This window comes from Alicyclobacillus acidocaldarius subsp. acidocaldarius DSM 446 (genome assembly GCF_000024285.1).
In the GTDB taxonomy this organism is placed as follows: domain Bacteria; phylum Bacillota; class Bacilli; order Alicyclobacillales; family Alicyclobacillaceae; genus Alicyclobacillus; species Alicyclobacillus acidocaldarius.
In genome coordinates this window covers 2,131,865-2,157,974 of record NC_013205.1, presented here as the reverse complement: position 1 = coordinate 2,157,974, position 26,110 = coordinate 2,131,865, and the positions used below count along the sequence as shown (strand labels likewise).

23 protein-coding genes are annotated in these 26,110 nt (G+C 62.7%); 16 read left to right on the top strand and 7 right to left on the bottom strand.

What is annotated here, in order from left to right:
* Nucleotides 1-69: 69 nt before the first annotated feature.
* The 6 genes from AACI_RS10370 (at nt 70) to AACI_RS10345 (ending at nt 6,556) form a co-directional block, all read left to right on the top strand.
* Nucleotides 70-1,002 carry a cation diffusion facilitator family transporter gene (locus AACI_RS10370; protein WP_012811375.1) on the top strand — a complete coding sequence of 311 codons (933 nt, stop codon included), beginning with the start codon at nt 70-72 and terminating at the stop codon, nt 1,000-1,002.
* Complete coding sequence (gene recJ / locus AACI_RS10365) at nt 999-3,008, top strand: single-stranded-DNA-specific exonuclease RecJ (RefSeq protein WP_012811374.1); 2,010 nt, start codon at nt 999-1,001, stop codon at nt 3,006-3,008. Before AACI_RS10370 ends, recJ begins: the two co-directional genes overlap by 4 nt.
* The gene (locus tag AACI_RS10360) at nt 3,005-3,529 is read left to right on the top strand and encodes an adenine phosphoribosyltransferase (RefSeq protein WP_012811373.1); all 525 of its coding nucleotides are present in this window, start codon (nt 3,005-3,007) and stop codon (nt 3,527-3,529) included. The genes recJ and AACI_RS10360 overlap by 4 nt, the downstream gene beginning before the upstream one ends.
* A gap of 25 nt (nt 3,530-3,554) precedes the next feature.
* Complete coding sequence (locus AACI_RS10355) at nt 3,555-5,732, top strand: RelA/SpoT family protein (RefSeq protein WP_012811372.1); 2,178 nt, start codon at nt 3,555-3,557, stop codon at nt 5,730-5,732.
* A 15-nt stretch (nt 5,733-5,747) separates the two neighbouring features.
* Nucleotides 5,748-6,197 carry a D-aminoacyl-tRNA deacylase gene (gene dtd, locus AACI_RS10350; protein ID WP_012811371.1) on the top strand — a complete coding sequence of 150 codons (450 nt, stop codon included), beginning with the start codon at nt 5,748-5,750 and terminating at the stop codon, nt 6,195-6,197.
* Between the two features lie 107 nt (nt 6,198-6,304).
* The gene (locus tag AACI_RS10345) at nt 6,305-6,556 is read left to right on the top strand and encodes a hypothetical protein (protein ID WP_012811370.1); all 252 of its coding nucleotides are present in this window, start codon (nt 6,305-6,307) and stop codon (nt 6,554-6,556) included.
* On the opposite strand, the gene AACI_RS10340 is transcribed toward AACI_RS10345, so the two are convergent.
* Together AACI_RS10340 and AACI_RS10335 are read right to left on the bottom strand one after the other, a co-directional pair.
* A complete protein-coding gene (locus tag AACI_RS10340) occupies nt 6,534-8,891 on the bottom strand; it encodes an EAL domain-containing protein (protein ID WP_012811369.1) in 2,358 nt (785 codons plus the stop codon). The two genes, AACI_RS10345 and AACI_RS10340, sit on opposite strands and share 23 nt — an antisense overlap.
* A gap of 142 nt (nt 8,892-9,033) precedes the next feature.
* Nucleotides 9,034-9,804 carry a TSUP family transporter gene (locus AACI_RS10335; RefSeq protein WP_012811368.1) on the bottom strand — a complete coding sequence of 257 codons (771 nt, stop codon included), beginning with the start codon at nt 9,802-9,804 and terminating at the stop codon, nt 9,034-9,036.
* A 140-nt stretch (nt 9,805-9,944) separates the two neighbouring features.
* Here AACI_RS10335 and AACI_RS10330 point away from each other — a divergent pair, with 140 nt between their 5' ends.
* A complete protein-coding gene (locus AACI_RS10330; RefSeq protein ID WP_012811367.1) occupies nt 9,945-11,222 on the top strand; it encodes a hypothetical protein in 1,278 nt (425 codons plus the stop codon).
* A 13-nt stretch (nt 11,223-11,235) separates the two neighbouring features.
* Here the strand turns inward: AACI_RS10330 and hemG are convergent, their stop codons facing one another.
* The 3 genes from hemG to hemE are packed head-to-tail and all read right to left on the bottom strand — an operon-like array spanning nt 11,236 to nt 14,650.
* Nucleotides 11,236-12,648, bottom strand: coding sequence for a protoporphyrinogen oxidase (gene hemG, locus AACI_RS10325; protein ID WP_012811366.1), 1,413 nt, complete (start codon nt 12,646-12,648; stop codon nt 11,236-11,238).
* A gap of 5 nt (nt 12,649-12,653) precedes the next feature.
* The gene (hemH, locus tag AACI_RS10320) at nt 12,654-13,574 is read right to left on the bottom strand and encodes a ferrochelatase (RefSeq protein WP_012811365.1); all 921 of its coding nucleotides are present in this window, start codon (nt 13,572-13,574) and stop codon (nt 12,654-12,656) included.
* On the bottom strand, nt 13,571-14,650 hold the full coding sequence (hemE, locus tag AACI_RS10315) for a uroporphyrinogen decarboxylase (protein WP_012811364.1): 1,080 nt from the start codon (nt 14,648-14,650) through the stop codon (nt 13,571-13,573). The genes hemH and hemE overlap by 4 nt, the downstream gene beginning before the upstream one ends.
* Before the next feature lie 206 nt (nt 14,651-14,856).
* On the opposite strand from hemE, the gene AACI_RS10310 reads away from it, so the two are divergent.
* The 6 genes from AACI_RS10310 to dusB all read left to right on the top strand — a co-directional run bounded on the left by AACI_RS10310 (nt 14,857) and on the right by dusB (nt 19,149).
* Nucleotides 14,857-15,273, top strand: a complete 417-nt coding sequence (locus AACI_RS10310) for a BrxA/BrxB family bacilliredoxin (protein ID WP_041708172.1) — start codon at nt 14,857-14,859, stop codon at nt 15,271-15,273.
* A 231-nt stretch (nt 15,274-15,504) separates the two neighbouring features.
* Nucleotides 15,505-16,179, top strand: a complete 675-nt coding sequence (locus AACI_RS10305; RefSeq protein WP_012811362.1) for a fumarylacetoacetate hydrolase family protein — start codon at nt 15,505-15,507, stop codon at nt 16,177-16,179.
* Nucleotides 16,176-16,850, top strand: coding sequence for a metal-dependent transcriptional regulator (locus AACI_RS10300; protein ID WP_012811361.1), 675 nt, complete (start codon nt 16,176-16,178; stop codon nt 16,848-16,850). The genes AACI_RS10305 and AACI_RS10300 overlap by 4 nt, the downstream gene beginning before the upstream one ends.
* 83 nt (nt 16,851-16,933) lie before the next feature.
* On the top strand, nt 16,934-17,815 hold the full coding sequence (locus tag AACI_RS10295) for a D-alanyl-D-alanine carboxypeptidase family protein (protein ID WP_169304852.1): 882 nt from the start codon (nt 16,934-16,936) through the stop codon (nt 17,813-17,815).
* Nucleotides 17,816-17,865: 50 nt separating this feature from the next.
* Complete coding sequence (locus tag AACI_RS10290; RefSeq protein WP_012811359.1) at nt 17,866-18,096, top strand: TM2 domain-containing protein; 231 nt, start codon at nt 17,866-17,868, stop codon at nt 18,094-18,096.
* 66 nt (nt 18,097-18,162) lie between these two features.
* Entirely contained in the window at nt 18,163-19,149 is a 987-nt protein-coding gene (gene dusB, locus AACI_RS10285; RefSeq protein ID WP_012811358.1) for a tRNA dihydrouridine synthase DusB, read from the top strand.
* A 94-nt stretch (nt 19,150-19,243) separates the two neighbouring features.
* Here dusB and AACI_RS10280 read toward each other — a convergent pair whose 3' ends face one another.
* Nucleotides 19,244-20,851 (bottom strand): sigma-54 interaction domain-containing protein, encoded by a 1,608-nt coding sequence (locus tag AACI_RS10280; RefSeq protein WP_012811357.1) that lies wholly within the window; start codon nt 20,849-20,851, stop codon nt 19,244-19,246.
* A gap of 249 nt (nt 20,852-21,100) precedes the next feature.
* Between AACI_RS10280 and gabT the strand changes: the two genes are divergently transcribed.
* From gabT to AACI_RS10265, 3 genes are all read left to right on the top strand, one after another.
* Nucleotides 21,101-22,420 (top strand): 4-aminobutyrate--2-oxoglutarate transaminase, encoded by a 1,320-nt coding sequence (gene gabT, locus AACI_RS10275; protein WP_012811356.1) that lies wholly within the window; start codon nt 21,101-21,103, stop codon nt 22,418-22,420.
* 117 nt (nt 22,421-22,537) lie between these two features.
* A complete protein-coding gene (locus AACI_RS10270; RefSeq protein WP_012811355.1) occupies nt 22,538-23,881 on the top strand; it encodes an APC family permease in 1,344 nt (447 codons plus the stop codon).
* The gene (locus AACI_RS10265) at nt 23,878-24,732 is read left to right on the top strand and encodes a carbon-nitrogen hydrolase family protein (RefSeq protein ID WP_012811354.1); all 855 of its coding nucleotides are present in this window, start codon (nt 23,878-23,880) and stop codon (nt 24,730-24,732) included. The genes AACI_RS10270 and AACI_RS10265 overlap by 4 nt, the downstream gene beginning before the upstream one ends.
* A gap of 126 nt (nt 24,733-24,858) precedes the next feature.
* Here the strand turns inward: AACI_RS10265 and AACI_RS10260 are convergent, their stop codons facing one another.
* Nucleotides 24,859-26,073, bottom strand: coding sequence for an MFS transporter (locus AACI_RS10260; RefSeq protein ID WP_012811353.1), 1,215 nt, complete (start codon nt 26,071-26,073; stop codon nt 24,859-24,861).
* Between the last annotated feature and the right edge of the window lie 37 nt (nt 26,074-26,110).

Below are 26,110 nucleotides of genomic sequence, written 5' to 3'. Positions count from 1 at the left end.
GGAGCGCATCCGCGAAGCGCTCCCCTCCTTCGTCCATTGCATGACGAAAGGATTCGATGGTGATGGCAAGTGACCAATCAGCTTGAGCGCCGCGGCTCCGTGCTCAGTTACGTGAACGCCATCCTGAACGTTCTCCTCGCGCTCGCCAAGGGCATCATTGGAATCCTGGCGCACAGTGAGGCCCTGATCGCGGACGCCGTTCACTCCGCATCCGACCTCGTGGGTTCCGTGGCGGTCATCGTTGGCCTGCGCATCGCCCGAAAGCCGCCAGACGAGGACCACCCTTACGGCCACGGGAAGGCGGAACTCATCGCTTCCATCTGCGTCAGTGTGCTGCTCATCGCGGCGTCCATCGAAGTGTTTTATTCGTCCACCGCTTCCTTCTTCCACAGCCCCCGTGCTCCGGAATGGACGGCGGCGCTCATGGCGTTCGTGGCGGTGATCGTCAAAGAGGCGCTCTACCGCTACAACGTCAGGCTCGGCAAGCGACTGCAGTCGAAGAGCCTGTTGGCACAGGCGTCTGATCACCGGGCGGACGTGTACTCCTCCCTGGCCGCGCTCGTCGGCATTGTCATGGCCGTCGTGGGCGAGCGCCTCGGCGTTGAGTGGCTCATGTACACCGATGCCGCGGCCGGCATCTTTGTGGCGGCGCTGGTTCTCAAGATGGCGGTCGAAATCGCGAAGGATGCATTGGAGATCTTGATGGACCGCGTCGTGCTTTCCGAAGAGGCGCTGCAGCCGTATCGGCGGGAGGTGCTGCGGGTCCCGGGGGTTCGCGCCATCGATGAGATCCGGGTGCGCGATCACGGCCAGTATGTGATTGTGGACATCGAAATCGCTGTGGACGCGGACATCACGGTTCTCGCCGGCCACGACATCGCGGCGGCCGTGCGGGACCGGCTTCGTGAGAAATTTGACCGCGTCCAGGACGTGTTTGTTCACGTGAATCCGTACGACCCAGGTGAGCGACATCACGGGCGTGAGAGGGGGCGCAAAGAGTGAGCGTTCCCCTTTGGCGAGCTGCAGGGGTTGGCGATGTCGCGCGCCGGCTGGCCTCCGTCTTTGAGATGCCGATGCGCGTGGCGCGCCTGCTTGCGGCGCGCGGTTATAAGGACCCCGACGAAGTGCGGCGCCTGCTCACGGCCGACGAGCCGTGGAGCGACCCGATGGACTTTACCGACATGCGCGCGGCGTGTGAGCGAATCCTGCAGGCTGTGAGAAGACGTGAGATCATCGCCGTGATGGGGGACTACGATGTGGACGGTGTGAGCGCCGCCGTGATCGTGACGAAAGCCATCCAGGCGCTGGGCGGGCGGGTGACGTGCCACATCCCAGAGCGCGTGTCGGACGGCTATGGTTTCTCGCTCCGCCTGCTCGAGGATGCCAAGAACGAAGGCGCAGCGCTCATCGTCACGGTCGACAACGGGATCCGCGCGGTGGAGGCCATCTCGGCGGCGCTTGCCGACGGCCTGAGTGTCGTGGTCACCGATCACCACGAGCCTGGAGACGAAATCGTCCCCGACGGCGTGCCGGTCCTTCACTTCACGCGCCACCGAGATCCTATATCGGCAAAGCGAGGCTGTGGTGCGTTCGTCGCGTGGAAGCTCGCCATCCAACTGCTTGACGCGGCCGGCGTCCCGAAAGCCGACGCGTTGCGGAGATGGCTCACGGGCCTCGCTGCGCTCGGCACGCTCGCCGACATGATGCCGCTCGTGGGAGAAAATCGCCGGCTCGTGCGCGAGGGTATCCGGGTGCTTGCCACAGAGGGCAGCGCCGGCTGGCGAGTGCTTTGCGATTGCGCCCGGGTGAGCCGAGATACCCTCGGTGCGTCCGACGTGTCCTGGCGCCTGGTTCCGAGGCTGAACGCGGCAGGCCGCATGGCACATGCCGATCTCGCCTATCGGTTGTTGATGGAAGAGGATGAAGAGGAGGCGAAGCGCCTCGCCGAAGAGCTGGAGGTGCTCAACGCGAAGCGGCGGCAGGCCGTGGACGCAGCGTTCGCCGAGGCTGTCGAGGCCGTGGAGCGGGAGCACGGACCGAATCCTGCAGCCATCGTCGTGGCGGGCGCTTGGCCCCTCGGCGTGGTGGGGCTGATCGCGGGTCGCCTCGCCCAGACCTACGCGTGTCCGGCCATCGCCCTCGCGGACATGGGCGATGGGACGCTGAGAGGATCCGGGCGTGCGCCCGAAGGCGCGTCGATGCTCGACCTTCTCAGTCGGTGTGCGGAATTCCTCCATCACTATGGCGGGCACGAGGCGGCGGTGGGGTGTGGACTCGACGCGTCTCAACTGCCGGCGTTTCGTGCGGCGTTGCTCGAGGCTGCGGTTGCGGCGCGGCCGACTGGCACGGCTGTCGATCCGCCCATGGCCATCGCGGACGACTACCTGATGTTGTCGGAGTCGGCGGACGAGTTGCTGCTGTGGCTGGAACGGCTCGCGCCATTTGGGCCTGAGCACGAGCCGTTTCGATTCTTCGTAGGTCCCGTCGAGATCGTGCGATGCGCGCGGATGGGGGGCGGAGAACATCTGAGGCTCACTTTGGCGGAGGGCGATGCACACCAAGAAGCCGTGTGGTTTCGCGCGCCCGATAGGATCGCTCGGGATACCACTGGGCTTTGGGCGTTCATCGTCGAACTCGTTCCCAATGCGTGGAGAGGAACCGTCCGCCCTCAACTTCGGATTGAGCAAGGCTACCGCCTGCCTCGTGCCGTGTCGAGAGAGGCGTTTGCGGCCGTGTTCCGATCGCTCAGGCGGGGCCCCTGCACACTCGAAACGCTGCGGCAGCGCGTGAGCGGCATCTCGGCCGATCTCGACCGGGACCTCGAGTCCGTGATGGCGACATTTGTCGAACTCGGATTTGCCGCGCTGGAGGGCGGCCTGTATCATGTGATTGCGAGCGAAAAACGAGATCTGCGCGATTCCCTTGCGTACCAGGCACTTGTGCGCAGACATCTGCGGCCGGTCGGCGGCGGGCCGAGTGAACGAATGGAAGAGGAGAGAACGAGTTGAAAGACCATTATCGGACGTGGATTCGTGACATCCCCGATTTTCCTAAGCAGGGCATTCTGTTTCGTGATATCACGCCACTTCTGGGAAACGGGGCTGTGTATCGAGATGCCATCCAGGCTCTCGCAGTCAAGGCGGAAGAATGGAAGCCTGAGCTGGTGGTCGGGCCAGAGGCCCGAGGGTATGTGGTGGGGGCTCCGCTTGCCGTGACGCTGGGCCTCGGGTTTGTGCCGGTCCGAAAACCGGGCAAACTGCCTTACAAGACCGTGAGCGTGGAGTATGCGCTTGAATACGGGACGGATCGCTTGGAAATTCATGAGGACGCGATTCAACCGGGACAGCGCGTCGTGGTGGCGGATGACCTCCTGGCGACCGGCGGCACGATGCGGGCGACGATGGACTTGGTGGAGAAACTCGGAGGCGTGGTCGTCGGCGCAGCGTTTCTCATCGAATTGAAACAGCTGGGCGGCCGTGATAGGCTTGGCGATATACCCGTGTACACGCTTGTCCAGTTTGACGACTGACGGAGCTCTGAGGAGGTGAGCGGCCGTGGCTGTGGAGACGGAGGAAAAGACCATCGATGGCCTGTGCCAGAAGCTTCAGTCCTACATGAGCCCGGAGGACATCGCCGCAGTGCGGCGCGCGTACGAGTTTGCCGCCAAGGCACACCAGGGCCAGATGCGGCTCTCGGGGGAGCCGTACATCAGCCATCCGCTCGCCGTCGCCTACATCCTCGCCGATCTTCGGCTTGACGCCGCCGCCATCATGGCCGGGCTCCTGCACGACGTGGTGGAGGACACGTCGGTGAGTGACTCCGCCATCGTGCAGGCGTTTGGCGCGGAAGTGGCGACGCTGGTCGACGGGGTCACGAAGTTGAAGCGGATCAAGTTCGATTCGCGCGAGGAACAGCAGGCGGAGAATCTCCGCAAGATGTTCATGGCGATGGCGCGGGACATCCGGGTGCTGATCATCAAATTGGCGGATCGGCTGCACAACATGCGGACGCTGAAGTACCAGAGCCCAGAAACGCAGGTGCGCAAGGCTCGGGAGACACTGGAAATTTTCGCGCCCCTTGCGCATCGGCTCGGAATTAACACCATCAAGTGGGAACTTGAGGACCTCTCGCTTCGTTACCTGAATCCCCAGCAGTACTATCGGATTGTGAATCTGATGGCTCGCAAGCGGCAGGAGCGGGAGCAGTATATCGAAGGCGTGATCGCGGTCCTGCGTGAGAAGCTTGCCGAGCTGAATCTGAAGGCCGACGTGAGTGGCCGCGCGAAGCACATTTACAGCATCTATCGCAAGATGGTCACCCAGCACAAGGAGTTTAACGAAATTTATGACCTCTTCGCCATCCGCATTATCGTGGAGAGCATCAAAGACTGTTACGGCGCGCTCGGCGTCGTTCACACGATGTGGAAGCCGATGCCCGGCCGGTTCAAGGACTACATCGCGATGCCGAAGGCGAACATGTATCAGAGCCTGCACACCACGGTGATTGGGCCGAACGGCGAACCGCTCGAGATTCAGATCCGGACGTGGGAGATGCATCAGACGGCCGAGTACGGGATCGCGGCACACTGGGTGTACAAGGAGTCGGGTTCAAAGCGGGTCGAGGACGACTTCGCGAAGAAGCTCGCCTGGTTCCGGGAGGTCCTGGAGTGGCAGCAGGACTTCCGAGATGCACAGGAGTTCATGGAGACGCTGAAGATCGATCTGTTCTCGGATCAAGTGTTTGTGTTCACACCGAAGGGTGACGTCATTGAGCTCCCGGCGGGTTCGGTCCCCATTGACTTTGCCTACCGGATTCACACGGATATCGGCAATCACTGCATTGGGGCCAAGGTGAACGGCAAGATGGTCCCGCTCGATTACCGGCTGCGCACCGGGGACATCGTGGAGATCATCACGAGCAAGCATTCGTACGGCCCGAGCTGGGACTGGTTGAAAATCGTCCAGACGTCCCAAGCGAAGAGCAAGATCCGCCAATGGTTCAAGCGGGAAAAGCGAGAGGAAAACGTCGCGCGGGGCAAGGAGCTCATCGAGCGCGAGATCGCGCGGCAGAAGTTTGAACCTAAGCAGCTCATGACGGCACAGGCCATGGCCGAGGTGCTCCAGAAGTTCAATTTTGCGCGGGAGGAAGATCTGTTCGCCGCCGTCGGGTACGGGGGATTGGGCCCGTCGCAGGTCGTGACGAGGCTCATCGAGATCTTCCGGCGCAATCAGGGAGAAAAGCCGCCGGAGACCGTGACCATCCAAAAGGGCACGGCGAAGCCGGCGGAGATGGGCGTCCGCGTGCGGGGCGTCGACAACATCTTGATCCGGTTTGCCCGCTGCTGCCATCCGGTGCCGGGCGACGAGATCGTCGGGTTCGTGACGCGCGGGCGAGGCGTATCGGTTCACCGGCGGGACTGTCCCAACGTGGCGGCGATGGTGGAAAGCGGCGCCCGCACGCTCGAGGTCGAGTGGGCCACGGACAAGGATTGGTCGTACAACGCGGAGATTGAAGTCACTGCGATGGATCGACACGGCCTCGTGAACGAGGTGCTGAACGCGGTGGCGGAGACCAAAACCGACATCACCGCGGTGAGCGCGAGAGCCGACGCGAAGAAGATTGCGCACATCCACATGAGCATCCGCATTCGCAATCTGGATCACCTGAGAACGGTGGTCGAGCGCTTGAAACGGATCAAGGATATCTACAGCGTGCGGCGCATGATTCAATGAGAAGGGAGATGGCCCATGCGGGTGGTGGTGCAGCGGTCGGGCCCGGCGCGGGTCAGGGTCGATGGGGAGATTGTGGGCGAGATCGACTTCGGCCTCGTTTTGCTCGTCGGCGTGGGCAAGGACGACGGCCTTCAGGACGCGCAGTACCTGGCCGAGAAAATCGCGGGTCTGAGGATTTTTCCGGACGAGGAAGGGAAGTTGAACCGAGACGTGCGTGAGATCGGGGGCGCGGTTTTGTCCGTGAGCCAATTTACGCTGTACGGCGACGCCCGCAAGGGGCGGCGGCCGAGCTACGCGGATGCGGCGCCGCCTGATATGGCGGAGCGGCTCTACGAGGCGTTCAACGACGCGCTGCGCGCTCAGGGGCTTCAGGTCGAAACAGGGCGATTTCGCGCGATGATGCAGGTGGAACTCGTCAATGACGGCCCCGTGACCATCCTGCTCGACAGCAAGCGGCAGTTCTGACGGCTCGCGTGGCGGTGCGGGATGCGCGCAGGCCTGTCCCCTGGCACGATGTGCCGCGCATCAGCGCGCGGGATGTGCGCGACACTACGGCCGAGGGGGGAAGCGCGATGTTCATCGACACCTTCGAACGCGATCCCGACGAAGGCGAAATCCACGCGTATCACACCTGCTTCGCCTGTGGCCATGTCATTCCGTTCGCTGGGCACATGTTCGGCGGCATTGTCCTATCTCACGGCAACGAGATTGATGCCACCATCACCGTGACGGGCGCGAAAGGGCCGTACATCGAAATGTCCATTCAGCTGCAGTGCCCGCGGTGTCACGCGGTGAACTCTTTCACCGCGCTTCACCATCGGTAGGCCCGCCTTGCCTATCCGAACCGCGGAGCGCAGACAAGGCCTGGGTTCGCGCTTGCAGGTAGGCGTTCCACAGATTGGGCCACGCGTCGCGGCACTCGCCCCATCCCATGGAGATGGACACATACGGGGATCCGAGGCGGGTGTTTCGCATCTCCATCACCCTCAGATGCATCCGCAGGTGTTCCAAAAACGTGTAGAACGATCCGTCCTCCCCGTCCAAGGAAATGAGCAGGAATTCCCCCGCCTCCATGCGCACGGCGGGCCATGCAGGCGATCCGTAGGCGCTCCACAGCTGGCCGACGTGCTGGGCGACTCGCTCCGATTCGCTCGGCGGCCATTCCGCCAAAGGCTCGATGCGGAGCACCGACGCGGTCGCGTGGGTCCAAGCCTGGTACGGCCGTCGCTTGGTGCGCGAGAGGAACCAGACGGGATCGTCCGCGGTCAGCCATTCCGCGAGAAATGCGCGGTGAAACATCCGCGTCCGAGCATCGTACAGGCCATCATACGGCGCTCGCTCCCGCTGATACGAAGACCACACCACATCCTCGACGCGCTCCGCGACCTCCTTGAGGGTTCGCCGGTCGCTGTCGGAGTACACCCGCTCCAGGGCAGATTGAACGGTCAGGATCCCGAACGGCTTGCCGAGGTGGGTGAGGGGCGCGCGAAGCACCGACCTTATCCCGTCCGCCGCAAGGCCATCGTCCTCATCGAACTCAGGCCGCTCGAGGACGTCCGGCGAGATCATCGCCACCCCGGCCCGGATGATGGTTGGCGCGGCGCTGGAACCCTTCGGCACAAGGGTTCCGACGGGCCGAGCTGGGATCTCGTCCCGCAGCGACACCTCACAGACGTCCACAAACGGATCGCCCTCTTCGCACCACTCGATGCTCAGGCGGTCGAGCGGCACGTGCGGCGCGATGCTGTCCGCCAGGTGAGATGCGATCTGCCGCCAATCCGGCAGGCGCTTGGTGTCCAGGTACAGGCGCTCCAACCAAGTCGGTTCCGCAGTCGGCTCCTCGGGCGCAGTGGGCTGGGGCGCGCGAGGCTGCAGCTTCGCCACGAAGGCCGAGAGCTGGAACGAAGTCGGCGGCACGGGGGCCCCGAAGAGGAATCCCTGAATCTCGTCGCACCGGTTTTCTCGCAGAAAATCAAATTGCTGGAACGTTTCGACCCCTTCCGCTACAACGCTCAAATTCAGCGACTTGGCGAGCGAGATGATGGCTCCGATGATGGGCGTCTGGTTGACGGCGCTTTGAATCCCAGCCGTGAAGGTTCGATCGATCTTCAGCGTGTGAACGGGAAACTGGATCAGGTAGTTGAGCGATGAGTATCCCACACCGAAGTCGTCCAAGGCAATTCGAACGCCGATCTTCCTCAGTTCCTGCAGGACGTGGACGGCGCGCTCCACGTCGCACATGGCGGTGCGCTCGGTGATCTCCAGTTCAATCAGCTGGGGATCCATGCCCGTCTGCGCAAGACACGCTCGGACGAGCTTCGGAAAACCGTCCTGCATGAACTGCCGTCCCGAGATGTTGACGCTGATGCGCACGCGGTACCCCTGCTTCATCCACGACGCGCCCTGCTGGCAGACGCTGCGCAGTACGTACTCGTCGATGGGGAGGATGAGGTCGCTTGACTCGGCGACGGGAATGAACGCCTGAGGCGGAATGTGTCCCAGCTCCGGGTGGGTCCACCTGCACAGCGCCTCCGCGCCCACCACCTGCATGGACCGCGTGTGAATCTTGGGCTGATAGTGAATTTCGAGCTCGCCGTTCTGCAGCGCTTGCCTGAGCATCGTCTCCACAAGGAGCGGCGGAAGCCCGTCCCGTTTTGCGACAAGGTCCCGATCTCGCCTGACCTGGTTCGATCCGAACTGCTTGGCCAGGCGCATGGCCTCGTCCGCCCGGCGCAGCAGTTCGTCCGCGCTCGCGCCCTTGGCGCCCTCGGCCACGCCCACGCTGGCCGTCACAATGACGTCCATCCCGCCCATGGCGTGCGGCTCGGCGATGGCGGCCCTCAACTGTTCCGCTACGGCGTCCACTTGTTCCACGTCGTCGTCAAACAGCGCGACCGCGTACTCGTCCGCGCTAAGGCGGCTGGCCACAGCGGTTTCTGGGATCCTGCGGGCGATGCGCAACGCCGTACTGCGGAGAATCGCGTCTCCGTCGGCGAAGCTCAGGTGCGCGTTGACCAGTCGAAACCGATCGAGATTGACCACGATCATGGCACTGCGCGAGGCGTCCTTCATCCGCTGCGACACGACGAAGAGAAATTGGCCGCGTCCCAACAGATTCGTCAGGGCATCGCGCTGTCCGGAAAACGCATCGAGAGTCACAAAGCCACCGCCTCGTGTCGTCCGAAACCATGGAAGATAATTCCACGGCGGAGGAACAGAATGACAACGATGAGTGCATGTCGAACCATTGGAGCGATTCGACGCGTTTCAGCAAAATTCCTCTTTGTCCGCACCTCGCGGTTCATCCGATGTGGAACAGCTGCGCGATCTGCTGGGCGATGACCAGACAAGTGACGCCGATGAAGATGGGGCGCACGTATCGGGCGCCTTTGCGAATCGCGAACCGAGACCCGGTCAGGGCGCCGAGCACCATCGACAGGCCGAGGATGAGACCTGCGTCGTACCGGACGGCTCCCACCGCGATGAAGGTGGCCAGCGCGCCTACGTTGCTGGCCAAATTCAGCGTGCGCGCGTTTCCGCTCGCGGCAAGAAAGTCGAAGCCCAAGAGGAGAAAGCCCATCACCAAAAACGATCCCGTCCCGGGTCCAAAGAACCCGTCGTAAAATCCCAGGCCGATGGCCAACAGCGCCGTGAGGGCGAACGTCTTGGGCGTCAACGGCCGGATCGATTCCACCAGGCCGAGGTCCTTCTTCCACAGCGTGTAGGCCGCCACAATGACCAGCATCACCAACACGAACGGCCGCAGGAACGACGAAGGCAGCTGGTGGACAATGTACGCGCCGAGCGCGGAAGCCATCACGCCCAGCGGAAACAGCGGTCCCACCAGCTTCAAGCGGACCTTGCCAGACAACAGGTAGGAACTGAAGCTCGTGATGGCCGACATCGTGCCCGCGAACTTGTTGGTTCCGAGCGCCGCGGCAGGAGGCAGTCCAACAAACAAAAGAGCCGGCAGGGAAATGAGGCCGCCTCCGCCCACCGTCGAATCGATGAACGCCGCCACATAGCCTCCCACCGCGAGAATGACCGCGTGCGCCCACGTCAGATGTTCCACCGGTGATCCCCCTCGCCAATGCCCATCCGTAAACGTCCATCATTGTACTGCGGCGCGCGCAAGCCCACAATGTCTGGATTCGGTATGGATTCTTGCCACGATGACAACCTACGTCTAGATGCTCAGGTTGGGGGGATACGATGAAGGCTACGAGACGCACCTTGGCGTGGATGGCGCTTTGCGGGGTGCTCGCCCTCGCCGGATGTGGAGACGGCCAAGGCGCTCAACTTTCCAAATCCCAATCCGCGTTGAAGCCTCCGGATCAAAGTGCGGCGATGTTGGACAAGCCGGCGCAACCGACTGCCCCTCGCGCCATCTCGCTCGCGGAGCTTCAGCGGAAGAACCTGTGGTACCACGTGCAGCTCGTCGACGGAGAAACCGGATACCGATACGGCTACGTCCGAGGCCAGTTTCGCATGGAGCGGACGACGGATCGCGGCGTGACCTGGCAACCCATCTCGCTGCCCGTGGCCTTCCGGCTCTCGAATCAGTCGAGCTACGGCGGCGCGGAGAACCCGCAGGTCGCGGTGGTCGATCTCGACACGGTCGCCATCTACGGTGTGGAAGGAAGTCGGTTCTTTCGACTGACCACGTCCGATGGAGGCCGTCGCTGGCAGGTCGCATCGACCGAATTGCCGCACGGCGGCTATCGGGTGACGAGCGTCAGCCAGCCGAGCCGGAAGGACGCGTGGGTGGTGCTCGCTGGTCCAGCATCTGAAAATGGAACTTCGCCCCTGCTCTACCGGGTCTCGGATGCCGGGGCGCGGATCGCGCAGGTGAAGGTGGACACCGCGGCGCCCGGATCCGGCTTCGCGCCGGGTGCCGAGGTGGAGGTGTCGTTCGCGAATCTGCGGGACGGCTACGTCTACGCCGCGAATCGGGACGGCAAGCTCGTGACCTACCGGACGCGGGACGGAGGGATGCACTTCGAAAGGCGCGCCTTGTCCGCGCCAGCTCCCATCGCGGGGGCGAAAGTCGCGCACCTCTTTCCGCCGCGCGCGCTGGAACAGGAGGTCACCTTCGCGTCCATCTGGCGCACGAAGAGCGCCGCGGGTGTGCGCGATCACGTCGTCGTCTTTCGCACCCGCGACGGCGGCGACTCGTACGCAGGACAAGTTTGCGATGTGCTGCTCGGGGCGCGCGCCAACGCCGAGGGCGCGCCGTGCGCGTTCGTCACGCCCGATTACGGCTATGCCATCAAGGATGGGCGGCTCATGCGAACCAGCGATTCAGGCACCACGTGGCTCACGGTGCATTCCACGACGCTTGAGCAATGGCTCGATTCGTATCCCTATGTGCTCGATGTCGACTACGTCTCGTACACCCAGGGCTTTGTCCTCACGGCCAACGCCAGCCTGACCCAAACGGTGCTGCTTGCGACGCAGGGATTGCGCGATCGCTTTGCCCCGGTGCCGTGATCGCAGGGGCATCTCATGCGCGGATGGCGGCGAGGACCTGATCGGCCGCCCGTTCGCCCTGCTCCACGCAGTCGGGCAGACCGACGCCGCGGTAGCCAGCCCCGGCGATAGCCATCGCGGGACAGGACGCGCGAAGCGCCGCTTCCGCCCGCTCCACGCGGGCGAGGTGTCCCAGGCCGTAGTTCGGCATCGCCTCCGAAAAGCGCGTCACCCGAAGCCATACAGGGTGTTCGCGCGCGCCCGTGAGGCGTCCGACCTCTTCCGCCGCGCGACGCGCCAGTTCGTCGTCGGACAGCGCGAGCGCCTCGTCCTGGTGGCGTCTGCCGACGTAGGCGCGGATCACGGCGAGGGACTCGGGGGCAACGTGCGGCCACTTGCTCGACATCCACGTCGTCGCGGTGATGGCCATTCCCTCGGGCCGCGGCACGAGGAAGCCCGACGCCCGCGCGAGATCCGGCCCAAACGCGGTGCGCGCGTACACGAGTACGATGGTGGCCGTCGATTGGTAGTGCGTTTCCACGTCGGGAAGGTCGATCACCGAGCTCATGATCTCGCGGGCGACTTGCGGCGGGATGGCGAACACCACGCCGTCCACGTCCTCCTCAAAGCGCTCACCTGAGGCCGTATCGATATGGAACCGGTACGCCGCGCCGCGCCTTGTCACCGCGCCGACGCGCGCACCGATGCGGATCTCGACCCGGCCGCTCCGTTCGATCCGATCCACCATGCGCTCGATCACGGACGACAGCCCGCCGCGCACGGTGATGAACGCGCTCCGGCTCGAGCCAGGCTGGCGCCTGCTCGACGGGGCCATGAGCGCCCGGCTTGCCGCCACGAGGCTGCCGTGGTTGCGGATGAGGTCGAGGAGCAAGGGCCACGTGGCCATGAGCGACAGTTGGTCGATGTCGCCCGCGTAGATGCCTGCCATGAGCGGCTCGCCGACGTAGTTCACCCACTCGTCGCCGAGCCTCGCACGGAGAAAGGCGCCGAGGGCGGCGTCGTCTTCAGGAAGATCGAGCGGCAGCCGCTCCTCCTCTAGGGCGCGCGCCAACCCGGCCTCGGTCAAGAGGGGTGGGCGAACGCAGGACGGATCGAACGGAATTCCCAGGTACCCTTTCGGCATGGGACAGAGCCCGCCGTCCCGGACGATGTAGGTCTCGGTTGCCTCCGGCCGCGTGGACACGACGTCTTCCGCCATTCCCAACGACTCAATCAGCCGCATCGCTGCGGGCTTTCGCGCGAGCATCGAGTCCGGGCCCGCTTCCACCGTGATGCCGAGATCGGGCTCGCGAATCGTCTGCACGCGCCCGCCAAGCCTATCGCTCGCCTCGTACAGAAGGATTTGCACGTTTGCATCGGAGGACAAAAGGCGCAGGCAAGCCGCGAGACCCGTGATGCCACCGCCCACCACCGCTACGCGCTTCATGCGGATCACCACCCTGCGTCGCGTTTTGCGCGTTCGATCACGTCGGCGACCGCGCGAACGAAGTCGGGATCGTCGTTCATCTGGCGGGTGCGAACGAGCTTGAGTCCGAGTTCCTCGGCACGCTGTTTCGCTTCGATGTCGATGTCGTACAGGACCTCAAGGTGATCGGCCACGAAGCCCTGGGAGCACACCACCACTTCACGATATCCCTCTTTGGCCAGGGACTCGAGGATCTCGAGCAGGTCCGGCCCGAGCCACGGTTCCTGAGTGCGACCGGCGCTCTGCCACCCGAACGTATAGTGCGCAAGGCCAAGGCGCTTGGCCACCGCCTCGCCGGATTCGCGCAACTGGTCGACGTACGGATCGCCCATGTCCAGGATGCGCGCGGGGAGGGAGTGGGCCGTGAAGATCACCATGGCTTGCTCGGGGCTTTTGCAGAGGCGGAGCGCCTCCTCGACGCGCGAGGCAAGCGCGTCGAGAAAGCGAGGCTCGAGGTGCCACTGGTTTACACAGTAAAGCTTGGGCCCTCCGTCGCGCGCGGCCTCGCGCGCCTGCTCGTGGTACGTGCCGACGCTCATCGCCGAGTAGTGCGGGGCGAGCACGAGGGCGATGGCGCGTTCGATCCCGTCCCTGCGCATGTCCGCCACCGCATCCGCGATGCGCGGCTCGGTGTGCTTCATCCCGAGGTACACGCGAAATGCGGTTTCGCCTTGCGCGTTCAACACGTGTTCGACTGCCTTCGCCTGCCGCTCCGTAATCTCGCGAAGCGGCGAGACCCCGCCGATGGCTTCATATCGGCGGACGAGATCGGCGAGCTCGGCGGGGGACGGCTTGCGACCGCGCCGGATGTCCGTATAGTAAGCCTCCACCTCGTCCAGGCTGCGAGGTGTGCCGTAGGCCATCATGAGAACGCCAAGGGTCGTCATCCGAGTTCCTCCTTTGTGCGGCGCGCGGCTTGGTTCTGCGGCTCGAACGCGTGCACCCATTCGACGACGCGTTGGAGCTGGGCGAGATCGGTGGTGGGTTTGACGCCGTGACCGAGGTTGAAGATGTAGCCGGGGCTTTCCGTGCCGAGCCGTAGCACGGTCTCGACTTCGCGCCGCAGGGCGTCGGGAGGCGCGAAGAGGCTCACGGGATCGAGGTTGCCCTGCAGAGCGACCGACGTCCCGACGCGCTGGCGCGCGCGGTCGAGCGGCGTGCGCCAGTCGACGCCGACGACGGTCGCACCCGCCTCCGCGAACTCTGCGAGAAGTTCGCCGGTGTGAACGCCGAAATAGATCACAGGGACGCCGAGCGGGGCGAGATCCGTAAGCATGCGCTGGACATAGGGTTTCACATGTCCGCGGAACGTGTGAACGGAGAGACTGCCCACCCACGAATCGAAGATCTGTACCGCGCTCGCGCCTGCCTGAATCTGTGCGCGAAGGTAGCGCGACATGGCCTGTGAGAGCTTGTCCATGAGCGCATGCCAAAGATCCGGCCGAGCGAGCATCATGGTCTTGGTGCGCAGGTAGTCGCGAGATGGGCCTCCTTCAATCATGTAGCTGGCGAGCGTGAACGGCCCGCCGGCAAAGCCGATGAGCGGAACCGGCAGTGCCTTGGCGAGGTAACGGATGGTCTCGAGCACGTAGGGCAGCGCTTCCTCGGGATCAAAGGCGTGCAGGCGCGCCACGTCCTCGTCGGTGCGCAGGGGCTGCTCCATGACGGGCCCCACGTTCTCCTGAAGCGAAAACGACATGCCCATCGCGCCGACGGGCACCATGATGTCGGAAAACAGAATGGCCGCATCGACGCCGAGCTTGTCCACCGGCATGCGCGTCACGCGCGCGCACAGTTCGGGTTCGCGGCAGATGTCAAGCAAGGTGTACGTTTCCCGGATTTGGCGATACTCCGGATCGTATCGGCCTGCCTGGCGCATGAACCACACGGGCACGCGATCCACCGGTTCGCGCCGGCAAGCGCGAAGAAAGCGATTGTTCACGGCAAAGTCCCCATTCCTCATGCCTGTCCTATCGTTCGGATTCGGTCGTACCTCCCTTGTTATACCCAACGCCTGTTCGCGGTTGCAAACGATCTCGGCCGGGCGTTCAGGCGGCCGTCCGCGGATTTGCAAAACTGTCATTGGCGATGCGGAAGGAGTATAATAAGGTTTGGATTTGCACCAGTCAGGAGGTGGGGCGAGTGAGCCTCGAGCTCGACTTTTACCAGATGATGATCCAACCGATGCGCGACGAACTCACGAGCATCGGGTTTCAGGAACTGCGCACCCCGGAAGACGTGGACGCCGTGATGGCCGAGAAGACCGGGACCACGTTCGTCGTGGTCAACTCGGTGTGCGGTTGCGCGGGCGGGATCGCCCGTCCGGCGGTCGCCATGGCGCTCCGGAACGACCGCCGGCCGGATCGGCTCGTGACGGTGTTCGCCGGCCAGGACAAGGAAGCCACGGCCCGCGCCCGCGAATATTTCGTCGGCCAGCCGCCTTCGTCGCCGTCGTTCTTCCTGTTCAAAGACGGCGAGCTCGTCGGCGTGCTTCACCGCAGCGACATCGAGGGTTCGACGCCCGAGCGCGTCGCGGAGAAGCTGGTCGCGCTGTTCGACCAGTACTGTGAGCCCAAGACGAACTGAATCGAATCGACCAGCGTCGGCTGCGCCGGCGACCGGGCGGCGGGACTTCGGTTCCGCCGCCCGTTTCGCGGAGAGACATGCGCGGGCATGCAGGGGCTTCCGCCCTGTGCGTTGGCCCATGTGTCGCTGCGCCGGCCGCGGTGCTCGAGTCGTCACGGGGGTGCCGCGTGCCCCCTCCACGTGACTGTGGTATGCTAAGTGCAACAGAACGATCGGAGGTTGGGCGGCGCGATGGGGTTTCTGAAAGAGAAGCATGCCGAGGCTTGGATTCCGCAGGTTCGCAACATCTTCTGCGTGGGGCGTAATTTTCGCGATCACGCTTCCGAACTGGGCAATCAGGTGCCCGATTCTCCGATGATCTTCGGGAAATTCACGCATGCGCTCGTCCCGGCTTCTGGCGAGGTGAGGTATCCGACGGGGCGATCCGACATCCATCACGAGCTCGAGATCGTGCTGTTTCTCAAGGACACGCCCAGCCGAGAGAGGCCGCTGGAGGCAGTGGGCGCGGTCGCGCTTGGAATTGACCTGACGGATCGCGAACTCCAATCGGCGCTCAAGCAGAAGGGATACCCATGGGAAGCCGCGAAGAGCTTTCGCCATTCCGCCATCGTGACGGATCTCTACCGGTTTGACGACTTCGCCGCGGACGTGGAGAACGCGCGCTTTGCCCTGGAGAAGAACGGGCAAGTGGTTCAGGAGGGCGTGCCGTCCGACATGGTGTTTTCGTTCTCGGACCTCATTCTCCACTGCTTGGAGGTGTATGGGCTTGCCGCGGGCGATATCCTGTTCACCGGAACGCCGAGCGGCGTGGGTCCTGTGCACCCCGGGGATGAGCTCACGCTCTTCATGAACGGCGAGGCGTGGGGAACGTTTCGATTCTCCGCACACGAGGGGGGATCGCCGTGAGCGGAAGTGCGCTCGACACCTACCTCGAGGCCATCTACGTACTTCATTCGGAGGGCGAGCAGGTTTTGTCTTCGCGCGTGGCCGACTACCTGGGCGTATCAAGGCCCACCGTCTCGCAGACCTTGCAGCGCCTGGTCGGACAAGGCTATGTGGAGGTGAGCGACACGCGCGAGTTGGTCCTCACGGAAGAGGGCAGGAAGCGCGCGGAGGCCATCATTCGAAAACACCGGCTGCTCGAGCGGTGGCTCACGGACGTGCTGGGGCTGGACTGGGCGGACGCGCACGTGGAAGCGGCGCGGCTGGAAGGCAGCATTTCTCCGCTCGTGGAATCGAAGTTGAACGAGATGCTGAACCATCCGGCCACATGCCCGCACGGGAACGTCATCCCGGGAAATGGCCACGCGGTGCCCAAGGGCGTGGGGCTGGACGAGGCGCCACCCAACACACCGCTCGAGGTGATACGCATCGTCGAAGTGGCTGAGGAGGATCTCGAACTGTTGCGGTTTTTCCATCGAACGGGCCTGGTTCCGGGGGAGACCGTGCAGGTCAACGAGCCGGAACCGTACGCTGCCGGGGTGACTGTGACCGTGCGAGGGCAAACGTTGTCGCTCGATCCGGCCGTTGCGCACCGCGTGCAGGTGCGCCCGAAGCCTATGCGCCAGACCGCCTGAGGGGCTTGCTTGGCGACGGACGGCGGGAAGGCATAGAACGAGCGGAAAACGTCCACCTTAAACCGCGACGACACGCGAGAGAGGTGGTCGTTTTGTTTTCTGCTCGACGGAATCGCGTGTGGTGGCGCGCCCTTGCGGCCGTGATCGCCTGCGGATGGGCGACGTTTGCCGTTCTCGCTCCCTGGGCTCAGGCGGAAACCACGCGCCCGCCCGCGGTGAACGCGAAGGCGGCGGTTGTGTACGACGCCACCGACCGAAAAGTCCTATACGACAAGCGCGGAGACGAGCCGATGTACCCGGCCAGCACGACGAAACTGATGACGGCCATCCTCCTCGTGCAACACCTGCAGCCGGATGACCCGGTGTACATCAGCGAGACCGCGAGTCGCCAGCCGCGCGTGCGCCTGGGGCTGCGCCCAGGAACCGAGCTCACGGCGGAACAGGCCCTGCTCGCGCTGATCATGAAAAGTGCAAACGATGTCGCGTACGGGATCGCGGAGACCATCGGCGGATCGCAGGAAGGATTCGCGCGGATGATGAACGTCGAGGCGCGCCTCATCGGATGCACGCACACGCAGTTCGTGACGCCCAATGGACTGCACGCGGACGCCCACACGACGTCAGCGAAGGACATTGCGCTCATCACCGCGAAGGCCATCACCTATCCGCGCATTGTGCGCGCGATGCAGACTCCGCAGGCGACCATTGCGGGCAAGACCATCCGAAACGGGAACCGCCTGTTGTACAGCCCGCCCGCTTCGATTGGCGAATTCATCGGCGGCAAGACCGGGTTCACCTCCCGCGCGATGTACTGCCTGGCGACCGCCGTGAGGCGCCCGTACGACGGCCACATCCTGGTGAGCGTGGTCTTCGGTGCGCCGCGCAAGAGCCTCATGTACCGCGAGACGGTTCGTCTGCTCACTTGGGCCAACCGACTGTCCCCTCCGGAACACCCGGCAAGTTGACAAGCAGCCGCCTCATAACCTTTAGTACGTCGGGTTATGGGGGGTACGGCATGCGCAGAAGCATCGCGCTCGCGTACGTTCTTTGGTTTTTCCTGGGGTACCTCGGCGTGCATCGCGTGTACCTCGGCCACGTCGGCACAGGGCTCCTCATGGCCGCGTGCACCGTGGTCGGCGGACTCGTGGCGTCGACCGTGATCGGCCACATCCTGCTGTTTGCGGTCGGCATCTGGTGGCTGTTCGATCTCGTCCTGACGGCTCGCATGGCGGGTTACCGCGGTTGAACCCCAGCCGCGGCTCGCTTTATAATATCGGACATGCAATCCGGAACGGTCGAAGGAGAGATTCGCGTGAAGGTCACCATCGCTGGCGTGACGCTGGACAACCCGGTCATTCTCGCGCCGATGGCGGGCGTGTGCAACCCCCCGTTCCGCCGGCTCGCGAAGGAGCTCGGCGCGGGCATGGTCTGCGCGGAGATGGTCAGTGACAAAGGGCTTGTGAGCGGAAACGAGAAGTCGAAAAAGATGACGACCATTTTGCCGGACGAGCATCCCGTGAGCCTCCAGCTCGTCGGGTACGATCTCGCCTCCATGGAGCAGGCCGCGGAGATGGTGGGCGAGACGAACGCCGACTTGATCGACATCAACATGGGCTGTCCCGTGTTGAAAATCTGCAAGACCGGAAGCGGCGCGGCGCTTGCGCGGGATCCCAATTATGCCGCGAAAATCGTGCGGGCGGTCGTGAGCCGCGTGAACAAGCCAGTGACCGTGAAGTTCCGAAAAGGCTGGGACGACGATCACGTCAATGCGGTCGAGGTGGCGCTTGCGGTCCAAGAGGCGGGGGCGCAGGCGGTGGCGGTTCACGGGCGGACGGCGAAGCAGATGTACAGCGGGAAGGCCGATTGGGACATCATCCGCCGGGTGAAGGAGGCTGTGCGCATTCCCGTCATCGGCAACGGGGACGTGGTCGATCCAATATCCGCCAAGCGGCTCATGGAGGAAACCGGATGTGACGCGGTCATGGTGGGCCGGGCGGCGCTCGGGAATCCGTGGATCTTTCGCGAGATCGCGCATTATTTGGACACGGGCGAACTCCTCCCTCCGCCTTCGGTGGAGGAGCGGCTCGAGGTGACGTTGCGACACATGCGCATGCTGGTGGAGTTCAAGGGCGAGGACATCGGCGTGCGGGAGATGCGCAAGCACGCGGCCTGGTATGTGAAGGGCCTGCCCGGTGCCGCGGAGGTGCGGACGCTCATCAATCAGCAGACCACCATGGCGGGCATGGAGGCCGTGTTGCGCGACTACTGCGAATGGGTGCTCCGGCGCAAAATCGCGTGAGAACAAGCTGTGTCGCCAACGCATCCTTGCGGACGGTCGTAGATAGCCGCCTCGCTCACCCGCCGGGAGGCGGCTGTTGATCCTGATCTCGCATTCAGCGCGGACGCTTGATCGACAAGCCGTACTTTTTCAGTTTCCGTACCACGGTCGCTTGACTCACGCCAAGCGCCTCGGCGATCTCGTACGTCGATCGACAATGACGTGCCGCGTCCGCGTATAGATTGCGTTCCAATTGTGCGAGTTGCGCGAGCGGTCCTCGGGACGTGCACGGGGTAACCCCCGATGTTTCCTCATCGATCCACTCATCCTGCAGGTCAGACGGGAGGATGTAGTCACCATCCGTTAGGATCACAAGGCGTCTTACCACATGCTCCAGCTCGCGAACGTTGCCCGGCCAGGTGTACGCCTGCAGGCGCCGAATGACCTCTGGGTGCACGCGCTTGACCATGGTGGGGCATTCGTCAAAGATCCGGCGCAGAAGTTGCTGTACCAATTCCGGGATATCTTCCTTGCGCTCGCGCAGAGGCGGCACTTCAATTTCCGCACCATTCAGACGATAGTAGAGATCGGCCCGAAACAAGCCATCTCGCACCATCTGCTTCAAATCGCGATTGGTCGCCGCGATGATACGCGCATCCACCGTGTGCATGCGCGTACCTCCGATTCGCGTCAGCACTCGCCGTTCCACGAAATCCAACAACTTGCTTTGAAGATGGAGTGGCACTTCCGCAATCTCGTCCAAAAACAAGGTGCCCTCGTGAGCAAGCTCCACCTTGCCAGGCTTCCCCGATTTTAAGGCCCCTGTGAACGCACCGCTTTCGTAGCCAAACAGCTCACTCTCGAGCAGGGACTCCGGCAGGGCCGCGCAGTTGACTTCTACGAACGGGCCGCGATGGCGCGGGCTCATTCGGTGAATCCATTGGGCCAGTGTGCTCTTGCCGACGCCTGTTTCGCCGAGCAACAGACAGGAGATGTCCGTGCCGGCAACCCGTTTGGCGATGTGAAACACGTGGCGCATCTTGGGGCTGCGCGTCACCATGTTTGGTGGCTGTTCGTCGGCATCCATCCCACCTACGGAGGTCTCAGCTCGCATGACCTCGGGACGAATGACATCGGAGATTTCCTTCGCGGTCGAAATCACGATACGAATGTTTCCGTGTTGGTCAAACACAGGATTTGCTGTGGCCCAAAGCTGTTTGCCATCTGACGTCGTCTGTAACACGGTTACCTGACGGCGCAACTTTAAGGCGAGCCCGGTCACCGAAGGGTAAAACACCCCTTCTCTCTCCAGGTCAAAGACGGAGCGGCCAATGAGTTCCTCCTGGCGCAACCCGTAAAGCCGTTCGGCAGCTCGGTTCACGCGAAGAGTGATCCCGTCTCCGTCCGTGACGAACACTTCATCGAACGCCTCGGAGAAAATCAGTTCCAGCTCCTCATACGCTTCTCGCATCTCTCGCAAGCGTTCGGCGAGCGGTCCGGTCAGGTCTGGGTGGCACTCCACGAGAAACGATTCGCCGTCCGGCCAGGGGTGGAGGTGTACGATCCATCCGCTCGTCAATGAGGACCGGAAATCGTCCCACGAGAAGCCTTCTCGCAGAAACGGCCAGGCATCACCAGCCGCTTGGTTCCAGCGAAAGAGGCCATCACGTTCAAAGATGAGGATGGGAACTGTGAGATGTTCAATCCATGACCATTCCGGCACGGCGAGACCTCCGTTTCCGCGCGCTGCTCAGCGCGGCGCAGGGGATCGATGCATAAATGACTTGTTTTCATTCAATCAAGAATCACCCGAGCCGTAAAGAGAGTGTTGTTGGACTGACGCCCGAACGTCCTTGTCGCAGTGCGACCGCACAAATGTGACCCTAAGGACTTGGCACGCGATTTGCTTGTAAGCATATTGCGACAGGAGAACGCCTGGGGTATCACCCGGCGTGTTGAAGGAGGGGTATTCATGGATACTTCCGTGCAGGTCGCGGGATCAGCCCAGCTTGAACGGCGCAATCGGTACGTGGCGCACGGTGTGTCGAATCAGAATCCCGTCGTCATGGTTCGCGCCGAAGGGGCGCGGATGTGGGATGAAAGCGGCAAGGAGTATATCGACTTCGCAGGCGGAATTGGGGTGATGAATGTCGGCCACAGTCATCCCGAGGTCGTGGCGGCCGTAAAGGCGCAGGCGGAGAAGTTATTTCACACGTGCATCCATGTGGCGTTGAACGAGCCATATCTGGCGCTCGCGGAAGCGCTGTGCCGAATCGCGCCGATTTCGGGAGCGAAAAAGGCGTTGCTGTTGAATAGCGGCGCGGAGGCGGTGGAAAACGCCGTAAAAATTGCACGTAGCTACACAGGGCGTTCGGCTGTGATCGCGTTTGAAGGCGGGTTTCACGGGCGAACGATGCTTGGAATGTCGCTGACGAGCAAAGTGGATCCGTATAAGGTCGGATTTGGGCCGTTCGTGCCTGAGGTGTATCGGATGCCGTATCCGAACCCGTATCGGCACCCGTTTGGAGCGGGGGATTTGACGGAACAGACTCTTGCATTCCTTCGCCACGCGTTTGAGACCTACGTCGACCCGAAACAGGTCGCGGCCGTCATTGTCGAGCCGGTCCAGGGCGAGGGCGGATTCGTCGTTCCGCCGACCGACTTTCTTCCGAAGCTGCGGGATCTGTGCGGCGAACACGGGATTTTACTGATCGTGGACGAAGTGCAGACCGGGTTTGGTCGCACGGGACGCATGTTTGCTACCGAGTATGCAGCCGGGCTTGATCCCGACATGGTGGTGATGGCGAAGTCGATGGGCGGCGGGTTGCCAATTTCGGCGGTGGTCGGCAAAGCGGACGTGATGGATGCTCCGAAGCCCGGCGGGCTAGGTGGAACCTATGGCGGCAATCCACTGGCGTGTGCAGCGGCGCTCAAGGTCATTGAAATCATGGAAAGGGATCGCCTGCCGGAGCGCGCCCTCCAAATCGGGAACCGGAGCACAGCGTTCCTGCGCGAATTGCAAACGCGTCACTCGATGATTGGCGATGTGCGCGGGTTGGGAGCCATGGTGGCGATTGAGTTGGTGAAAGACCGTGAGACGAAAGAGCCATATCCGGAAGCTGTGGCACTCATTAGCAAGAAATGCCTAGCGTATGGTCTTGTCACGGTTAAGGCAGGCGTGTACAACAACGTCATTCGCCTGCTGTCACCGCTTGTGATTTCCGACGGTGAATTGCAGCGGGGACTCGAAATTTTGGCTCAAGCCATCCGCGAAGCGGAGGCGGAACTGTAAACCAAGCATCTACAAGCGGCGGATCGCGCATGCGCTAGGGAGAGTGGCGCGGTTCCTCCGCGATGCGCAACCTGTCAGAAAATTGGGCGAGTAGGCGTTTTCTTGAGGAGGGATTTCATGGAGCGGGCTTCGTCACTGCGCCGCACGCTGCGGTTGTCACAGGTTGTGTTTTTTGGACTTGCGTACCTCGCGCCGATGGTGGTGTTCGCGATTTACGGCACCATTGTCGAAGTAAGTAAAGGGCTGGCGGCCAGTTCCTATCTCATCGCGATGATCGCGATGATGTTCACGGCGCTCAGTTATGGGGAAATGGTCAAGGCCTATCCTGTGTCGGGATCGTCGTACACGTACACGCGCCGGTCGCTCAACGCGCATGTCGGCTTCATGGTAGGGTGGGCAATTCTTCTCGATTATGTGTTTATTCCGATGGCGATTTGGCTGATTGGTGCATCGTACCTGAACGCGGCCTTTCCCGGCGTACCGATTTGGGTTTGGGTGCTCGCGTTCATTATCGTGACGACCGTCATCAACCTGTTTGGCATCGAGCTTGGGGCCAACATCAATGTGCTCATGATGGTGTTCCAATTGCTTGTCATCGCGCTGTTCGTGGCGTTGGGATTGGCGCATCTGGCTCACGGGGGCGGAACATGGATCTCGTTGCGGCCGTTTGCGGCGCCCGGAAGTTCATTCTCCGCGGTGCTGGCTGGAGCGTCCATCGCATGTTACTCGTTTCTCGGGTTCGACGCTATCACCACGTTGACCGAGGAGACCCTCGAGCCTAAGCGGACTTTGCCTAAGGCCATTCTGCTCGTGGCGTTCGCAGGCGGGGTGATCTTCATCGTGGCCTCGTACGTGGGTCAATTGGTCCATCCGAGTCTCACGTTTCACAATGTCAATTCGGCGGCCTTCGAAATCGCGAGCGAAATCGGTGGGACGTTCTTCAGTGCGGTGTTTCTCGCAGGCATCATTGTGGCCCAGTTCGCCTCCGGGCTTTCGGCCCAGGCGAGCGCAGCCCGACTGTTGTACGCCATGGGCCGGGATGCCGTTCTGCCCAAGCGCACCTTTGCCTACTTGCATCCCCGGTTTCGCACGCCGTTGTTCAATGTCCTGATCATCGGCACAATCGCACTGATGGCGCTTTGGATGAGCGTGGAGACCTCGACTTCGTTCATCAATTTCGGTGCTTTCTCGGCGTTCACGTTCGTGAATCTGTCCGTGATCGCGCACTACATCGTGCGCCAAGGGCAGCGGACAGTACGCGATTGGCTCGTTCATTTCACCTTTCCGCTTCTCGGTGCAGCCTTTGACTTCTGGCTGCTTTTGAATCTGGACAAGGACGCCCTGCGCCTTGGGGCGGCCTGGGCGGTGTTGGGCCTCATCTACCTGGCGTTCATGACGAAAGGATTCCAGAAGGCGCCGCCGGAACTTTCGATGGATGCTCATGAGGGAATTCCTGTATGAAAACTGAAGCGGAGGCAGTGCCAGCGCCGCTGCGCGTGGCGGTGGCCCAAATTGCGATTGCGGACGGCGACGTAGAAGCGAATTTGGACAAGGTGGCTCAGGTGCTTTGCGAAGCGAGCGCTCGAGGAGCGGACTTTCTGCTCTTGCCGGAACTGTGCCTGACCGGGCTTGTCGCTGGGGATGCGCTTGTTGGCCTTGCGGAACCGCCAGGCGGTCCAATCCAACAAGCCATGCGCGATCTCGCGCGGCACCACGGCGTCGCAACTGCCTTTTCGTATCCTGAAAGGGGAGAGAACGGGGCCTTCCATATTACAACCGAGGTCGTGGACAAAAGCGGGACGCCCGTACACGTCTATCGTAAAATCCACCTATTTTCCGAAGAAAACGTGTGGTACCAGCCAGGCGACGCGCTCGCGCCGTTTTCCCTGTGGGATTGGCCCTCGGGTTTGCTGACTTGTTACGATGTCGAGTTTCCGGAACCTGCCCGGCAACTGGCGCTCGCGGGTTGCCGCTTGCTCTTCGTCAATGCGGCGAATATGGAGCCCTACGAAGGTGTTCATCGGACGTTTGTCGCGGCGCGAGCGATGGAAAATCAGATCTATGTCGTCTATTGCAATCGCGTTGGGGCCAACGCACGCTATCGATACAGGGGAAACAGTTTGGTCCTCGCGCCCGACGGGGCGGTGTTACTCGATCTCGGCCTCGACCAAGAGGCCGTTCAATGTGTCGACCTCGAATGGCAAGCCATCGTGCAAGCCAGGGTCGCCTATGATTACTTGGCCGAACGGCGCCTTCTGCGCCAGGACTCCGCCTACGCGCGTTGCGGGCGCACACTAGGAGAATCACAGTAAAATTTTTGGATCCTCACGGGAGAATGGTCTCGGTAAAGCGGACATCGAGGGCATGAGAGCTACCGATGTCTGACTTCCTCCCGACCCATGGACGCCGCGCACGGCAGACGTCCATGGGTCGAACGGTTAGTCGAGGGCTGCGCCCTTTGTCTCCTTGCCGAGCGCCGTCACAATCACGAACCCCACGAACAGCACCGCGAAGAAGACCCCGAAGACCCACTCGTACCCGAGGTGTGCCCCGAGCAGCCAGCCCGTGGCAAACGGCGCGATGGCGCTGCCGAAGCGGCCAAATCCGGCCGCCCATCCCATGCCGGTCGCTCGGAACATCGTCGGGAACTGCTCCACGGTGAAAGCGTACGTCCCCGCGAAGGCCGCGAGCATGAAGAACGAAAGCAAAAGCCCAAAGACGATGAGCGAAGCCGTGTTCCAGGCAAACCCGAACGCGAGCGCCGAGAGCGCCGTCAGGATCATCGCCGCGACCAGCGTCCGCTTCCGACCCCACCGTTCGACAAGCCACGCGGCCGTCATGTATCCTGGAATTTGAGCGAGTGTCATGATCAGCGAGTAGCCCAGACTGTGTACCAGCGAGTACCCTTTGTCGTACAAGACGGACGGCAGCCACAGGAACATGCCATAGTAACTGTAGTTCATCACGAACCAGACGACGGATGACACAAGCGATCGGCGTGCCAGTTTCCGCGACCAGATGTTGCGCACGGACTCGCCAAACGTGCTCCGGCGCTGAAGCCGCGCATAGCGCGCTGCCTCCGGCAGGGCAAACCGCAGCACGATGGTGTAAAGGGCTGGGATGGCGCCGATGAGAAACACGGCGCGCCAGCCGGAGGCCGGGATCACGAAATACGACACCAGCGCGGCGGCGAGCGATCCCACGGCCCAGAATGACTCGAGGAACACCACGCGTCGCGCGCGGACTTCGTCAGGCGAAGACTCGAGCACGTAGGTTGTGGCCACGGGCAGTTCGCCTCCGAGCCCGAGGCCGACAAAGAAGCGCAGTACAAAGAAGATGCCGATACCAGCCGCGAAGGCGGAGAGGCCCGTCGCGAGGCTGTAAATCAGGATAGTCACCAAAAACAGAGAACGCCTGCCGAATCGATCGGCGAACAGGCCCGCGAGGGCGGAGCCCACGGCCATGCCGAGGGAACTCACGCTTCCGACGAGGCCGGTCACCGTGTGCGTCAGGTGCCACTGCTTGGCAAGGACCACAAGGACGTACGACAAAATGCCCACGTCAAACGCGTCAAACAGGAGGCCGAGTCCTGAAGAGACGAGGATTCGAGCCGCGGACACGCGTTTGACCGGGAGAGACACGGGATCGACCACTGTGCTCACCTCACATGTGCGTTTACCCACGGTATAT

Excerpts from the sequence above, each read along its gene's own strand:
- AACI_RS10345 (WP_012811370.1), top strand. The coding sequence starts at position 6,305 with ATGTTCATCGACACCTTCGAACGCGATCCCGACGAAGGCGAAATCCAC.
- AACI_RS10330 (WP_012811367.1), top strand. The coding sequence starts at position 9,945 with ATGAAGGCTACGAGACGCACCTTGGCGTGGATGGCGCTTTGCGGGGTG.
- hemG (WP_012811366.1), bottom strand. The coding sequence starts at position 12,648 with ATGAAGCGCGTAGCGGTGGTGGGCGGTGGCATCACGGGTCTCGCGGCT.
- AACI_RS10265 (WP_012811354.1), top strand. The coding sequence starts at position 23,878 with ATGAAAACTGAAGCGGAGGCAGTGCCAGCGCCGCTGCGCGTGGCGGTG.
- hemE (WP_012811364.1), bottom strand. The coding sequence starts at position 14,650 with ATGAGGAATGGGGACTTTGCCGTGAACAATCGCTTTCTTCGCGCTTGC.
- dtd (WP_012811371.1), top strand. The coding sequence starts at position 5,748 with ATGCGGGTGGTGGTGCAGCGGTCGGGCCCGGCGCGGGTCAGGGTCGAT.
- AACI_RS10310 (WP_041708172.1), top strand. The coding sequence starts at position 14,857 with ATGATGATCCAACCGATGCGCGACGAACTCACGAGCATCGGGTTTCAG.
- AACI_RS10270 (WP_012811355.1), top strand. The coding sequence starts at position 22,538 with ATGGAGCGGGCTTCGTCACTGCGCCGCACGCTGCGGTTGTCACAGGTT.
- hemH (WP_012811365.1), bottom strand. The coding sequence starts at position 13,574 with ATGACGACCCTTGGCGTTCTCATGATGGCCTACGGCACACCTCGCAGC.
- gabT (WP_012811356.1), top strand. The coding sequence starts at position 21,101 with ATGGATACTTCCGTGCAGGTCGCGGGATCAGCCCAGCTTGAACGGCGC.
- AACI_RS10290 (WP_012811359.1), top strand. The coding sequence starts at position 17,866 with ATGCGCAGAAGCATCGCGCTCGCGTACGTTCTTTGGTTTTTCCTGGGG.
- AACI_RS10305 (WP_012811362.1), top strand. The coding sequence starts at position 15,505 with ATGGGGTTTCTGAAAGAGAAGCATGCCGAGGCTTGGATTCCGCAGGTT.